The sequence below is a fragment of the Alkalibacterium sp. f15 genome (assembly GCF_049389645.1).
Taxonomy (GTDB): Bacteria; Bacillota; Bacilli; order Lactobacillales; family Carnobacteriaceae_A; genus Alkalibacterium.
This window is the reverse complement of the sequence record NZ_CP186540.1, coordinates 2,157,162-2,171,505: the sequence shown is the minus strand read 5'-3', so window position 1 is coordinate 2,171,505 and position 14,344 is coordinate 2,157,162. Positions and strand designations below refer to the sequence as shown.

General features: G+C 41.8%; 11 protein-coding genes. All 11 read right to left on the bottom strand.

Annotated features, from left to right (window positions below):
- Positions 1 to 449: 449 nt before the first annotated feature.
- The 11 genes from ACO1PF_RS10315 to ACO1PF_RS10265 all read right to left on the bottom strand — a co-directional run bounded on the left by ACO1PF_RS10315 (position 450) and on the right by ACO1PF_RS10265 (position 14,234).
- Complete coding sequence (locus tag ACO1PF_RS10315) at positions 450 to 2,066, bottom strand: glycoside hydrolase family 13 protein (RefSeq protein ID WP_423188973.1); 1,617 nt, start codon at positions 2,064 to 2,066, stop codon at positions 450 to 452.
- Positions 2,067 to 2,088: 22 nt separating this feature from the next.
- Positions 2,089 to 2,910: a carbohydrate ABC transporter permease gene (locus tag ACO1PF_RS10310; protein WP_423188972.1), complete on the bottom strand. Its 822-nt coding sequence runs from the start codon at positions 2,908 to 2,910 to the stop codon at positions 2,089 to 2,091.
- Between the two features lie 2 nt (positions 2,911 to 2,912).
- Positions 2,913 to 3,773, bottom strand: coding sequence for a carbohydrate ABC transporter permease (locus tag ACO1PF_RS10305; RefSeq protein ID WP_423188971.1), 861 nt, complete (start codon positions 3,771 to 3,773; stop codon positions 2,913 to 2,915).
- 55 nt (positions 3,774 to 3,828) lie between these two features.
- Positions 3,829 to 5,073: an ABC transporter substrate-binding protein gene (locus tag ACO1PF_RS10300; RefSeq protein ID WP_423188970.1), complete on the bottom strand. Its 1,245-nt coding sequence runs from the start codon at positions 5,071 to 5,073 to the stop codon at positions 3,829 to 3,831.
- A gap of 76 nt (positions 5,074 to 5,149) precedes the next feature.
- A complete protein-coding gene (locus ACO1PF_RS10295) occupies positions 5,150 to 6,157 on the bottom strand; it encodes a LacI family DNA-binding transcriptional regulator (protein WP_423188969.1) in 1,008 nt (335 codons plus the stop codon).
- Between the two features lie 851 nt (positions 6,158 to 7,008).
- Positions 7,009 to 7,977 (bottom strand): glycoside hydrolase family 43 protein, encoded by a 969-nt coding sequence (locus ACO1PF_RS10290; RefSeq protein WP_423188968.1) that lies wholly within the window; start codon positions 7,975 to 7,977, stop codon positions 7,009 to 7,011.
- 59 nt (positions 7,978 to 8,036) lie between these two features.
- Entirely contained in the window at positions 8,037 to 9,113 is a 1,077-nt protein-coding gene (locus tag ACO1PF_RS10285; RefSeq protein WP_423188967.1) for a family 1 glycosylhydrolase, read from the bottom strand.
- Positions 9,114 to 9,280: 167 nt separating this feature from the next.
- A complete protein-coding gene (locus tag ACO1PF_RS10280) occupies positions 9,281 to 11,062 on the bottom strand; it encodes a glycoside hydrolase family 2 protein (protein ID WP_423188966.1) in 1,782 nt (593 codons plus the stop codon).
- 82 nt (positions 11,063 to 11,144) lie between these two features.
- Entirely contained in the window at positions 11,145 to 11,978 is an 834-nt protein-coding gene (locus ACO1PF_RS10275) for a carbohydrate ABC transporter permease (protein WP_423188965.1), read from the bottom strand.
- Complete coding sequence (locus ACO1PF_RS10270) at positions 11,978 to 12,865, bottom strand: carbohydrate ABC transporter permease (RefSeq protein WP_423188964.1); 888 nt, start codon at positions 12,863 to 12,865, stop codon at positions 11,978 to 11,980. The genes ACO1PF_RS10275 and ACO1PF_RS10270 overlap by 1 nt, the downstream gene beginning before the upstream one ends.
- A gap of 70 nt (positions 12,866 to 12,935) precedes the next feature.
- Positions 12,936 to 14,234, bottom strand: coding sequence for an ABC transporter substrate-binding protein (locus ACO1PF_RS10265; RefSeq protein WP_423188963.1), 1,299 nt, complete (start codon positions 14,232 to 14,234; stop codon positions 12,936 to 12,938).
- Between the last annotated feature and the right edge of the window lie 110 nt (positions 14,235 to 14,344).

Genomic DNA, 14,344 nt, shown 5'->3' with positions numbered 1-14,344 from the left:
GAAGAAGTAAGCACGAAATTGATGCCTACTTGTTTCGATTAAGTAGGCATCGGCATGAGTCATGCGAGAGTTCACCTCCACTTATCTCAATAAAGATATAATCGTTACAAGTGACGCGCTTTTCCCACTCAACTCTTTTCGATTAAACCAAAATAAATGATAAGCACTCTATTCTTTAACAATCCGAACAATATCTTTTTTTGATTGGAAATTTTGTCAGTTGACTGACAAAATATACCTCATTGATTTAAAAACGTAAGCAGTTGGTGCCAAAAACGTGTAAACTTCTGAAGATACTGTGGTTATATTCAGAAGTTGCTATTCTTTTAGACAAAACTTCTTAAGATTTACTCTGAATCTTAAGGAGTTTCGACTATTTCCGACTCCACTTAGTCCTTTTCAGTGCAAAAAAGTGCAAACCTAAGACCAGGTTTGCACTTTTCTTGTTTCTATTCGTTTCTAAAAACAAAAGCTTCATACGGTTTCAGTTTCAGATCAGTTAAATCATATTCTTTTTCATCGTAGTTCGAGATCAGTGCCTGGACATTTTTATCAGCGATTGAACGCGTCTGCTCAGTATCCGAAAGATTTGCAATCACTGTCCATTTTTCATTGCCCAGTTCTCTTTCATACGCAAAAATCTGTGGATCATCTGGAAGGAGCAGTTTGAAACTTCCTTTTACAAGAATCTCATGCTCTTTTCTCAGTTCAATTAATTTTTGATACGTGTAGAATACCGATGCTTTATCATCTAAAGCAGCCTCCACATTTATTGTTTCATAATTTTCGTTAAGTTTTTGCCAAGGTTCTCCCTTGGTGAAACCACCTTGTGTCTCGTCGTTCCAAGGAATAGGGCGTCTAGCATTATCTCTGCCCTTAGTATTTATAGATTTGAGAACATCATCCTTTGCATAACCACTTTCAATTCTCTCGTTGTACAAATTGATTGTTTCAATGTCATTTGCTTGTGAGATATCCGTGATCGGTGTATTGACCAGACCTATTTCTTCACCTTGAAAAATATATGGAGTCCCCTGCATATTGTGGAGCAGAATGGCAAAGGCCTTAGCACTTTCTACGCGGTATTCTTTGTCATTTCCCCATCTGGAAACCACTCTCGGTGTGTCATGATTATTCCAGAAAAGACTGTTCCAGCTGTTCTCACCGATTTGAGTTTGCCATTTCGAGAATGTTTGTTTCAATTCCACTAACTGTAAATCTTCAAGGTCCCATTTTGTTTTTCCAGGTTGTTCATCCAGCATGATATGCTCAAATTGGAAGATCATCGAAAGTTCATTGCGGTCTGGATCAGAATATAATGCGGCATTTTCAGGGGTGGCAGCCCAGGTTTCACCCACAGTCATCACATCATAGTGTCTGAACGTTGCTTCGTTCATTTCTTGAATATAGTCGTGAAGTTTCGGACCATTCACCACTATCTTCTCATCAGGTACTTTTCCGATATGATCGATGACATCCATACGAAAGCCCCCAATACCTTTATCGAGCCAAAAGTTGATCATTTCATAAATTTCCTTGCGCATCGTTGCGTTTTCCCAATTTAAATCGGGCTGTTTTCGGCTAAAGATGTGCAGGTAATACTGTCCGCTTTTTTCATCATATTCCCAAGCAGAGCCCCCGAATGAAGATACAAGATCGTTTGGTGGGCCGTCGTTCACTGGATCTCGCCACACGTAATAATCTCTATAAGGGTTATCTTTACCTTTTAATGCCTCCTGGAACCATTCATGTTCATCGGAAGTATGGTTTACAACCAAGTCCATTATCAGTCTGATGCCTCTTTTACGCGCTTCAGCAATCAACTCGTGCATATCTTCCATCGTACCGTAATCTGGATGTATCTTCTTGTAATCACTTATGTCGTAGCCATTGTCATCATTGGGCGATTTATATACCGGACTCAACCACAATGCATTGATACCTAATAATTTTAAATAGTCGAGCCGTTTTATTATTCCTTTAAGGTCTCCGATACCATCTCCGTTGGTATCTTGAAAACTTTTCGGGTAAACTTGATAGACTACTGCGTCTTTCCACCATTTCATACTAAAAACTCCCTATTGTATTTTACTTGAGTGCTCCCCGTGTCACACCGCTGATTACCCATTTTTGTGCAATGATATAAATGATTAGCATCGGTAACATCGCGAGTAAATATGAGGAAAATGCCAGCGTATAGTTGGTACTGAATTGTGATTCGAAAATATATTGCGTCAATGGAATTGTTGCTAAATGTCTTCGCCCACCTAAAATAACTAGTGGCAGCATGAAGTCGTTCCATGTCCCTAATGTTGTCAAGATTGCCACAGTAGCATTCATAGGTTTCATCAAAGGAAAAATAACTTGCCAAAATATCTTCCATTCAGAAGCGCCATCCATTACTGCTGCTTCTTCTAATTCAACTGGTATTGTTTTGACGAATCCCACGTATAAAAATGTGTTGAAAGCTAAATTCAATACGAGATAAAGCAATATCATACCGTAACGGTTATCGATGCCCCAAGATGAGGTTTGAGTAACCAGAGGTAGCATCAGGATCGAAAAAGGAACGAACATGGCACTGACGATATAGTAATATAAAATCTTGAATCCTTTTCTGTGCAAGTTTCTTGCGATAACGTACCCAACTAGCGAATGCACCAGGACCGTTGCGATAACAGTCGGAATCGTGATCACTAAACTGTTGGTCAGCGCACCCCAAAACCCAGTTAATTGAATAGCTTGAATAATGTTATCAAAACTCCACGTACTTGGCAGAGCCAATAAATTACCGGATAATTCCTGACGTGTTTTAAATGCCGTAACTATTGTAATGTAGAGTGGAAAGAGAATGAAAATTGAACTTATCATCAACATGATAGTTGCAGGCCAATTATAACGTTTCTTCATAATTAGTTTTCTCTCCTTTCAAGCACTCTGATTTGGAACAGAGAAATGACGGCGATGATAATAAAGAATAAGACCGCATTTGCAGACTGATAAGCAAATTCTCCACCTTGGAATCCTCCACGGTAAATCAACAGTGAGACCGATTCAGTCGAAGTTCCTGGTCCACCACCGGTCAAGGCTATGATCTGATCAAACACCATTAGAAAGTTTTTCATTGCTACAACCATATTGATTGTGAAGAAAGGCATTATTAAAGGTAGCGTAATGTTGAAAAACTTAGTGGTTGGTTTCGCCCCATCGATATCTGCTGCTTCATATAAATCAGGATCGATCGTAACCAAACCCGATAAATATAAGATGGTATTAAAAGCTGCGGATTGCCAAACGGCAACAACTACTATACCTATCCACGCTAAGTTGGGATTTCCTAACATATTGAATTGCAACCAGCTTATATCCAAAGAAGTACCGATTTGTGGTAACAGACGACTAAAGATAAAACTGAACACATACCCAATTATCAAAGTACCTAACATGTAGGGGACGAAATAAATAGCTCTCAACGTTTTATGATATTTTATCTTGGAATTTAACCCAAGTGCAATTAAAATACTTATGATATTAACTAAAATTGTAGACAATATAGAAAATGATAACGTGAATACGTACGCGCCTCTCACTCTCATGTCACTAAATATATTCAAGTAATTTCTGAATCCAACAAACTCCCAGTTGCCATATCCTTTAAAGTCAGTAAAACTATAAAATACACCTTGTAGAAGAGGCAGTGTATGAAATAAAAAGAAGACAGTCATTGCTGGAACCAACACAAACCATGCTAATTTGCTATTTTTTCTCTTCATTGGTTCTCCCCTTTTCTAAAAAATAAAGGGACATCAGATGACGTCCCTCATTCAATTATCTATTTATTACTGCGTCCCATTCACTGTCCATTGTTTGCAAGAATTGCTCTTTATTTTGTTCAATCAAGAATTCTTGAATCAAGTTTTCAGCGCCTAAACCAGCAGGATAGAAGTGATCTGGGAAACTAGTCAAACTACCTGTTTCAAACTTGCCTTGGATATCTTCAAACACCGGATTCTCTTGCATGACTCCTTCAATAGAAGAGAATGCAGCCTGTTCCTCGATATATTGAGCGGCAACTTCGTCTTGTAACATAAACTCAACGAAAGCTAAAGCTTCTTCCGGATGATCTGTTGATTCGCTCACCGTCAATAAGACATCCACACCAGAAACTAAATCGTTCTCGGCTTCGTCATTTGATGCTGGGAAGGCGAAAAACCCTAGTTCAATGTCTTCATTATTTCTTTCGATTTCAGGTATTGCCCAATTTCCCTGCATGTAAAAGAGTGCTTCTCCATTAGCAAAATTAGCGTTCCCGTCGTCATAACCTACTCCGAATATATCACCTTCGCCATATGCAAGCAGTTCTAAATATTTATCAGCGACTTCATCGTAATTTTCCTGGAAGGAGGCTTCTCCATTCGTTTTCATTTCTCCAAAGTTCTCAGGAGCTAGAACGCCACCCAAAGAATTCCAGGTTGGCAATGCTGTCCATGCTTCTTGTAAAGTGAACTGAATAGGAGCGATACCTTCCTCTTGAGCTTGATCTAATAACGAGATGAGTTCATCCCAAGTTTGTGGTACTTCCATACCATATTCATCAAAAAGTTCTTGGTTATATATCACGCCATTTGCATTGGTTGCATACGGAACGCCATAATCTTCCTCGATCTCTGAACCGACAAGACGACTCAGCATATCTTTATAAGCCGGTTGAATATTACTCATTGACTCTTCGTCAGTAAAATCATATAACACGCCTTCTTTGCCTAATTCACCGTATGTTGCATTCCCACCGATCGACATAATATCAGGCATGTCATTACGGGTCAATCGCGTTCTTAGAACTGTTTCCGCTTCTGGTGGAGATTCTAGTTGGATTTTGATATTTTCATGTTGCTCTTCGAATTGTTCTATCAATCGTTCATAAGTTTCCACGTTTTCAGCTTTATTCGAAAATAATTCCAATGTTACTACTTCTGAACTATCTCCTCCACCGTCCGAGTCATTAGCGCATGCTCCCAGAATTAACCCACTAGCCATTAATGAACCTAAAAGCACCTTTTTACTTTTCAACATTTTGTTTCCTCCTAATATTTTTTTTTTTTTACGTAAACGTTTAACCTATAATCAAAAAAATAAATTAATCAGCTAATCAATTTATTTTTTTCACACTTTGTCTTTCTTTAATTGAGTGAGGAAGTATGACCTCATTCTCAAATTTTTCTCCGTCAATATTCTTCAGCAATAATTTAACTGCCTCAGACCCCATTTTTCTCAATGGTTGAGCCAACGTTGTTAAGGCTGGATAAGCGATTTCAGCTATCATCGTATTGTCGAACCCCATGATTGATATTTGGTTAGGTATTTCTATATCCATCTGATGCGCCGCGGTGATAGCCCCACTCGCCATTTCATCACTGGCTGCAAATATCGCTGTCATATCAGGATTTGTATCAACCAATTCTCTAAATTTATTCTTACCGTCTTCAAAATTAAAATCATATCCGTATCGTATCAAGTTTTCTTCGATTGGTAAGTTAGCTTTTTTTAGCGCTGACTTATACCCTTCAAGTCTTGGAAACCCGGCTATAGGATCTTCAGGATTACCACTGATCATACCAATAGTATTGTGTCCGTTTCTTATTAAATATTCGGTGGCATCATATGCTGCATTAAAATCATTTACTTTCACATAAGGAATCGAACTATTGTCCGATTTAGTCGAAAGAAAAACAACGGGGATGTCTATTTTTTCAAAATATTTCAAATACTCGTCATTAACCACATCAGAAGTGAATATTATGCCATCTACTCTTTTTTCGTATAACATTCGTAGTGCTTTCATCATACGTTCTGGTTGAGAATAAGTGTAGCTTACAATGACATTGAAATTGTTTTTGTAAGTGACATCTTCTATACCATTTAAAAATTCGTAAGTCAGCATGCTTGAAATATTTGGAAAAACCACCCCAATTGTATTTGTTTTCTTTACAATCATGCTCCGAGCAATAGCGTTAGACTCATACCCAAGTTCATCAACTGCTTTTAACACTTCTATCTTTTTTTGTTCCGAGTACCCACCCAAGTTATTAAGCACTCTGGACACTGTTGCAATTGAGGTTTGTGCTTTTTCAGCTACATCTCTTATAGTGATCATCATATGCTCCTTCAAGTTGAGTAAACGTTTACGTAATTTAATATATCATATGTTGTAAGCGTTGACAAGTTATTTATTTTAATAATCATAAATTAATTTATACGGATCAAAACTATTTAAAAATAAGTATCTTTTCTCCCAATTTTTCGACTATTTAACAAATGAAAGGATAAGCTTAACAGTCGAATGTTTTGTCAGGCAACTGACAAAACACACCTTCTTGAAGAGCAGTTTATGCTTAATTAAAAGAAGTGAATGCAATAATGAAGTCCACTTTTCCCGATAAGAATGACCTTGATTGGAAATTTTGTCAGGCAGCTGACAAAATACACCTCTTTTTTTAAGATTTTTTCTTGATCTTCAGAAGTTTCGGTTTCTTTTTGAGAAACTACTGAAGATTACCTGTTATCTTAAGAAGTTAGGCTTATTTTCTCTCAAACTTCTGAAGTTTAGGCGTCAATCTTAAGGAGTTTTGGCTTTTTCCGTTTTCACTTGGAACTAGTTAAAATCCTAAAGATCAGAAATCAACTAACTGGAATCCGTGTTTTATAAGCAGTGATTTCATCTCGGAAATTTTGTCAGGCAGCTGACAAAATACACCTCTTTTTATAAGATCTTTTCTTAATCTTCAGTAGTTCTGGTTTCTTTTTGAGAAACTACTGAAGATTACCTGTTATCTTAAGTAGTTAGGCTTATATGCTCTCAAACTTCTGAAGTTTAGGCGTTAAACTTAAGGAGTTTTCCTAAATCCTTCCGCTACTTCTGAAGATACGCGCTTTATAACGAAAAAAAGCCTGCACCGATAAGATCCAGTGCAGACTATATAATAATATCATTAAATTCAAGCTCTATACTTACCGCAGTTCCTGTTCGTCGCTGGTCGGTCCGCCGATCTTCATTTCTCCGTCTTCAAAATACAGCCGGTCGATGGCTGGTCTTCTGTCACCGGTGGGATTTTCTGGATCGGTATGGACATGGTACACCGCGTAAAGTGTCTCGTCATCCAAGCCGACGGTCACACTGTTGTGGCCCGGACCGGAAATGCCGTTTTCCATATCTTTGGAAAGAATTGGATTCGATTCGCTTTTTTCAAACGGGCCCAGAGGGTTGTCTGAAACAGCGTACCCGACAGCATAATCTGAACTGGCGTAGAAATTGGCTGAGTACATTAAGTAATATAAATCATCATGTTTGACGACAAAAGGTCCCTCGTTCCACTGATATTCGCCATGAGGATTTTCCCAGGCCTGATCAGGTTCGAGCAGCAAATGTGGTTCACCGGTCACATTCAGTAAGTCATCTGTCATTTCCTGGACGTAGACGTGACTGACGTGATTCCCGTCAACGATGTTTTCATGGTTATCTTCCACGTAATACATGTAGGCTTTATCATCGTCGTCAATGAAGAAATGGCCGTCGATAAACGAGCCGGGTCGATCGATCAAGCCCACCGTTGCATCCATAAAGGGTCCTGTCGGTGAATCACTGGTCGCAATCGCCATTTTCAAACTGCCGTTGTAGGCTCTTGCGCTGTAGACCATATAAAATGTCCCGTTGTGTTCGATGACTTCGGGTGCCCAGAAATCATATTGGGCCCATTTTTCTTCGTGATCCCGGTGGTCGTAAGCCATGCCGACTTCTACCCATTCCACCATATCCGTCGATTCCCAGACCTTGAAGCCTGCGTGCGCAACAGAAGTGGCATACATGTAGTACGTATCTTCGACTTTCAGGACATAGGGGTCCCCGATGTCGCTCATTTCACCTACTGGATTTGTATAAGTTACTGATTCCTGCGTACTGTCCGTCTGCTCATTATTCATTTGAGTGCATCCTCCTAAAACTAATGAAAATAAAACCATACTTGAGAAAACAATTTTTTTCATAAGTCACCTCTCATTTTAGACGAGTCAACGAGTTTCTCAAAGGCCATAGCGACTCGATTTTTTTGTCTTAGCAATTTTCCATCAGCATTTGTCAACGTATACAGACCAAACGGCAGCAGTTCTTCTTCCACGGTTTTACCCGATGTCCTGTAACCCCAGTCCACTAAATCGAAAAAGGGGAACCAGGTGATGCCGATAACCTTGATATCAATTTCAATCAGGTCTTCACAGGTTTTTACGATTTCATGAAGCCAGGCAATACGTTTTTCCTCGCTTCCTCTGTAACTTGTTTCTGTGAGGAGGATGGGTCTCTGGTAACGGCGATAAGCTTCTGTGGCGATTTCTTTGAAGTCTTCACCCGTACCAGAAACGTTTGGATAGCTGACATTCCCTTTATTATCGCGACTGATTTCGTGTACGCTGAATTGCGGGTAATAGTTGAGCCCGATAATGTCCGGTTCGACATTATGTCGCTTGAACCAATCCAGTGTTTCCGGCGTCACACCCTGATTTAATAGGAATTCATAGAGCGGGTGGGCTTCATCCAATAGCCCCTGAACGAGTTCCCACATAACGAAGCGGTTCTCATTCCAAAGTTTGACTTCTTCGTTCAATCGTTTTTCATGCGTAAAGTACCGCTTGGTTGCATCCACGTGAACAAAAACGGCATCCGGAACAACTTCCTTGATGACTTTTTGCGTGAGAACGATCCCTTTGGACACCTGACACATGATCTGGTAATAGCCCGTCAAGCCTTCCAGATACGGCGGCCAGACTGCGTTAAGTCCGCAGAACTCAGCCGTGACATACGGTTCGTTCAGTGGCGTATAGTACTTGATAAAGTCGCCATATCTTTCGGCAAAGGCTCTGGCAAAACGGGCGACATATTGCGGGTAACGGCCATTGGCGAAAGCGTTCTGCATCCAGTGCGGCGTCCCGTAATGCACCAGATCGATGATCGGCGTGAGCGATGGGTTGTTTTTGAAATACGCCATCACCTCATCCACCCAATCCCAATTGAACTCGCCGGGTTTTTCTTCTATTTTATACCAGGGAATCCCGTAACGGATCATACTGGCACCGGTCTTGCGGACCAGGTCAAGATCGCTCTCCCACTGGTCGTAATGCTGCGTCAAATCGTATTCGTCCAGCTTGCGTTCGCCTCTTTCGATCTGCGTGACGAAGGTATTTTCTATTCCGACTGCCCATATAAATTCTTTATCGATCATACAGCCCTCCGTTACGATCCGTCGTTATCGTTGATCGCTTTGATTTCTTCCACAGCTACTTTGGGTTCTCGACCATACGTGAGCAGGCCGTTTATTTCTTGTTCGACATCGTAAAGCTGCGTGTAACAGTAGCCCGCTAGGATCTCGGATTCGCAGACGGCTTCCATGATCCGGGCATATTCTGAAACAAAGGCCTCGTCATTATCGACAGATGAATAGCCCCAGCCGTCCTGGTCATCTTTTTTATAACCGATGCCGCCGAATTCAGTCAGCAAGATGGGTTCTCCCTGATGGGTAAAACCGTTGGCATAGATCGAGCGGTCGGCTGAATCCGACGTTAATATCGCTTCTTGGGTCTTCAAGTCTTTTTTGAATCTCATGTACTTTTCTTTTTCATCCATTTCACCGTGTCCATAATGATGAATAGCACCGATGTCTGTGACCGTCATTTCCCAGCCATCATTTGAAATGACCGGTCGGGTGGTATCCAGTGCATGAATGAGGTGATACAGCGCCTGTGAGTAGTGCTGCTGCTGCTCGTCTCTGCCCACATCGTTGATCCCCCAGCTTTCATTGAACGGAACCCAGGCGACGATGGACGGGTGATTATAGTCTCTTTTTATGATCTCCAGCCATTCATTGGTGACCAACGGCACGGATGCTTCATCAAAGAAATGCGCCGAAGCGGACTCGCCCCAGACGAGGTAGCCCAGATGATCTGCCCAGTAAAGGAAACGGGGATCTTCCACTTTCTGATGTTTCCGGCAGCCGTTGAATCCCATCTCTTTGGAAATTTCGATATCGTACTTGAGTGCGGCATCATCCGGCGCCGTCATCAGTGATTCTGACCAGTACCCCTGATCCAAAACCAGTTTCTGATAGTAAGGCTTGTTGTTGAGAAACAACTGTCCTTTTTCGGTATGGATCTTTCTCATGCCAAAGTAGGCTTTTACTTCATCTAAAACAGCCTGCTGACTACGTAGTGTGATCTTGACGTCAAACAGATTCGGCGTTTCAGGTGTCCAGTGCCAGCCGTTGTGATGGTGTGAGGTTCTGAATATGTTTTTTTGATGCAGATCAAACGTCACCGAATGGGTCGAATCGGACACGTCAAAAGCGGCTTTGATGATTTGTTCGCCTTTATAAGTGATCACATAGTCGATTGCTGCACCGGACAAATCCTGACTGAAGACAGCTTTACAATTTATCTGTCCTTTATCGACTTCCGGATTGAAACGGAGAGTCTCGATATGTGTTTTATCCACACTTTCAAGCCATACCGTCTGCCAAATGCCCGTAGAATTTGTGTACCAAATGGAATGCGGCTGGTCTTCCCAGGTCTGCTTTCCGCGTGGGATGGTTTCTTCTCTTCTCGGATCAAAGACGCGCAGCGTGATCGTCGCTTTTTCATCAACAACAAAAGGTGTGATATTGAATGAAAAAGGCGTATGACCGCCCGTATGAGAGCCGACTTTATGCCCGTTGACAAAGACCTCACTGACGTAATCGACGGCCCCGAAATGCAGGATGATTTCTTTATCGTCGTAACTCTTTGGCATTGTAATGTTTTTCTTGTACCAGACTATTTCATGGTTTTCCTGACTGTTTATGCCGCTGGCCTTTGACTGATAGACATAAGGCACTTCTATGGTCTGATCCAGCAGGTCTTCTGTTTCGTACCATCCTTCTTTTATCCCTAGATCTTTATCGTCAAACGCAAATGACCACTCACCGTTCAAGTTCAGCCATTCATCTCTGACCAATTGAGGTCTAGGATATTCTGTTCTCTTCATAACGTCTCTCCTCATTAATTAGTTTGCACTTAGTTTGCGTAGCCTGTTTACAGTGACGCCACCAGTTTTTTTATTTGTCTCTTTATTTAATACCAGTCGAATTGACACCTTTGACAAAGTACTTGTTGGCATAAATAAAGATAAGTAACGCCGGTACTGTGGCTATGAGTGTGGAAGCCATCATCTTGCCGGGATTGACGAAGTTTGCTCCCTGGACCAGATTGGCTATCCCAACCGTAACGGTCCGCATTTCTGTCGAACTCGTGACCAGTAACGGCCAAAGGAAGTCATTGTAGATCATGATAAACGTGATGACCGACAGTGTGGCAATGACCGGTTTAATGGATGGAAAGACCACATGGCGCAAGATCTGCAATTGGTTCGCTCCGTCGATATAGGCGGCTTCCTCCAGGTCTCTGGGAAAATTACGTAAGAAACTGTAAATCAGAAAGACGCCCAGTGTCCCTGATGCATACGGTAAAATCAGCGGTGCAAAGGTATCGAGCAAGCCGACGTCCCTGAAATTGAAGTAACGCGGGAAGACGATAACGATACCCGGAACGGTCATGGAAGCAATTATGATCCCCATGAAAAGACGTTTGGCGGGCAAGTTGAGTCGGGCGATCGAATAGGCAGCCAGTGTGTTGGTAAATATAACTAGTGCCGTGCCAGCGATACTGATGAAGGCGGTATTGAACAACCATCTTAAAATAGGCGAATTCGCCGTATCGACGGTGAAGAGTTCGATATAATTTTCGAATGTCCACTTAGCGGGTAAAAGATTCGGACTACTGATTGATTCCGACAGTCCTTTGAATGATGTGAAAAACATCCAGAGTAATGGGAAAATAAATAGTAGTGAAAGCAGCGAGGCAATGATCACCAAGACGACTGTTTGCGTTTTTGACTGTTTCATTATGCTTTCCCATCCTTTCTAAAGCCTATCATGTATTGGATCAGTGTAATGATCACCATAATGACCCCCATGATGATGGCCATCGCAGAGCCCATGCCGAGATTGTTTTGACTGAATATCGTGTTTTGAATAAGCATGGTTAAACTCGTCGTGCTTCTCGCCGGTCCACCGACTGTGATCAGTAACGTCTGACCATATAAATTAAACGAAGCGATAATGGTGATGATGAGCACGAATGCAAACACGCCTTTTATAGACGGATACGTGACATACCAGAATCTCTTCCAGGCGTTGGCGCCGTCCAATGCAGCGGCTTCATACAAGTTGTCATCCACTTCGTCCAGTGCGTTGACAAACAGGATCATGTTGTAGCCGATCGTCCACCAGACAGTTGCGGCTAAGATGACCATCCAGGCATAAGGCTGTTCATTCAACCATCTGAATTGATTCATACCAAAGTTCTGAAGAACATTATTGACATAGCCGCCATTACCGGTAAAGAGCCATTTGAAAATAGCGGATACGGCCGTAACGGATACGGCATACGAAATGAAAAAAACAGTTCTGAAAAAGACTTTAAGTTTCCCCGGAATGTGTTTGATCAGTAGTGCCAGTAGTAAGGCGAACACAACCAAAGGAATAATACTAATGACCACAAAATAGATCGTATTGCCTAAGGCATTCATGAAAGAGTCATGAAACATGCTTCCGGGCTGTAGAATTTTCATATAGTTATCAAGCCCGACGAACCCGTTGTTCCCTCCGGAAACGGTCCAATTATGCAGACTGACATAGAGTCCGTAAAAGAACGGCACGATCCAAAACAGTACAAAGAAAAGCAGGAACGGTAAAAACATTAATGATGAGACTGTTTTTGATATTTTCAATTTATTCCCTCCTAAGAAAAAAAGTCTTTCAGTCAGTCTAAGACCTAACTGAAAGACTTATACTTGCACGTTATTCTGCGGGTGCTGCTTCAGCTATTTCCTGAGCGATGCCCGTTGCTGTTTCCAATTCTTCCATCAGATCTTCACGTGTAAAGGCTTCTTCTCTGACGATGCGACCAATCACGGTTTCATTCATATATCTCATCTGCTCGCCAAACTGATAAACGGCTGGAGCAGCAACGTAATCGTCAAACATCTGCTGGTTCTGGTATGGTAATGGATAATCATCGGAATTTTCTTCGATGTATTCCATCGTTGGTGTATGCAGCGGTGCCTGGCCTGAATCTGCCCACTGTGCCAAAGTTTCCGGTTGATACATAAATTCGAAGAAGGCGGATATTCCGTCCAGCATCTCCTGGTCTTCAACCATCGTCGACACACTCAAGACGTGTGAGTTACCATAGACTGCTACCTCATTGCCCAATTGCGGGATAGAACCGATACCTAAGTCCTCACCGTAGGCATCACTTACAGCCTGATAATACCAAGGACCGGTCAACGATACAGCAGTTTGCACGCCACTCGTGTCCCCTTCAGAATCCTGCATGAAGGCCTGGAATTCGCCGTCTAGACCCAAACCTGCCGGAGAAATATTATCTTCATAGATCATGTCATGTAAAATCCATAAAGCATCAACTAGCTCTTCCTGAGCAAAATCCAAGTACTTCCCGTCTTCTGACAATAAATCAACATTGTTTTGTGCAGCTAAAGTGAGTGTATAGAATTCCACCAAGCCTGAATCGGGAATTCCCATAGCGTAAAGGTTGTCTTCTTCATTCTGCAGTTCTTGTGCTAAAGCGACGAGTTCTTCATAGTTTGCCGGTGCTTCCTCTGTCAACGTTTTATTGTAGAAGGTAGTCAAGGGGTGGATGTCTAAAGGTACGCCGTAATTTCCGTCAGATAAGGAAACAAGGCCTTCAGCTGCCGGATGGAAATCGTCCATGCTCAGTCCAGCTGCTTCCATGATGCCATCGACCGATTGAATCAATTGATCCTGTTTATAGGTTTCCATGTTGACCCCATGCATCGCAACCAGTTCATATTCACCGGTTCTGAATTGCGTGTAGTGATCCGGTTCTTGGGATTCATTAACGAAGTATTCATCTTGTGAATCATTGAAATCATCCACGATTGCTTTCATGAATGCCCCATCACCACCAGTAAAGCCGTTCAGGTAGCGGATAACCGTTGCATCGGCTGCCTCTTCAGGAATTTCTTCCCCTTCGTCGCCATTATCCGATGCCGTATCCCCACACGCTGCCAATAACACCATCGATGACAACAGACCAGCTATTAATAGTTTTTTCATTTTTGTTTCCTCCTATCCATCTAAGTTAACTAACTGGTTAACTTATTGATGGTTTTTGTTTTCCTTTTATTGTTTACGGTTTCATAATATATCTTTAAAATAATCCTTGC

What these genes read in the sequence shown, in the direction of transcription:
- ACO1PF_RS10310 (WP_423188972.1), bottom strand. Translation starts at nt 2,910, where the DNA reads ATGAAGAAACGTTATAATTGGCCTGCAACTATCATGTTGATGATAAGT.
- ACO1PF_RS10290 (WP_423188968.1), bottom strand. Translation starts at nt 7,977, where the DNA reads ATGAATAATGAGCAGACGGACAGTACGCAGGAATCAGTAACTTATACA.
- ACO1PF_RS10305 (WP_423188971.1), bottom strand. Translation starts at nt 3,773, where the DNA reads ATGAAGAGAAAAAATAGCAAATTAGCATGGTTTGTGTTGGTTCCAGCA.
- ACO1PF_RS10265 (WP_423188963.1), bottom strand. Translation starts at nt 14,234, where the DNA reads ATGAAAAAACTATTAATAGCTGGTCTGTTGTCATCGATGGTGTTATTG.
- ACO1PF_RS10315 (WP_423188973.1), bottom strand. Translation starts at nt 2,066, where the DNA reads ATGAAATGGTGGAAAGACGCAGTAGTCTATCAAGTTTACCCGAAAAGT.
- ACO1PF_RS10295 (WP_423188969.1), bottom strand. Translation starts at nt 6,157, where the DNA reads ATGATGATCACTATAAGAGATGTAGCTGAAAAAGCACAAACCTCAATT.
- ACO1PF_RS10280 (WP_423188966.1), bottom strand. Translation starts at nt 11,062, where the DNA reads ATGAAGAGAACAGAATATCCTAGACCTCAATTGGTCAGAGATGAATGG.
- ACO1PF_RS10300 (WP_423188970.1), bottom strand. Translation starts at nt 5,073, where the DNA reads ATGTTGAAAAGTAAAAAGGTGCTTTTAGGTTCATTAATGGCTAGTGGG.
- ACO1PF_RS10275 (WP_423188965.1), bottom strand. Translation starts at nt 11,978, where the DNA reads ATGAAACAGTCAAAAACGCAAACAGTCGTCTTGGTGATCATTGCCTCG.
- ACO1PF_RS10285 (WP_423188967.1), bottom strand. Translation starts at nt 9,113, where the DNA reads ATGATCCGTTACGGGATTCCCTGGTATAAAATAGAAGAAAAACCCGGC.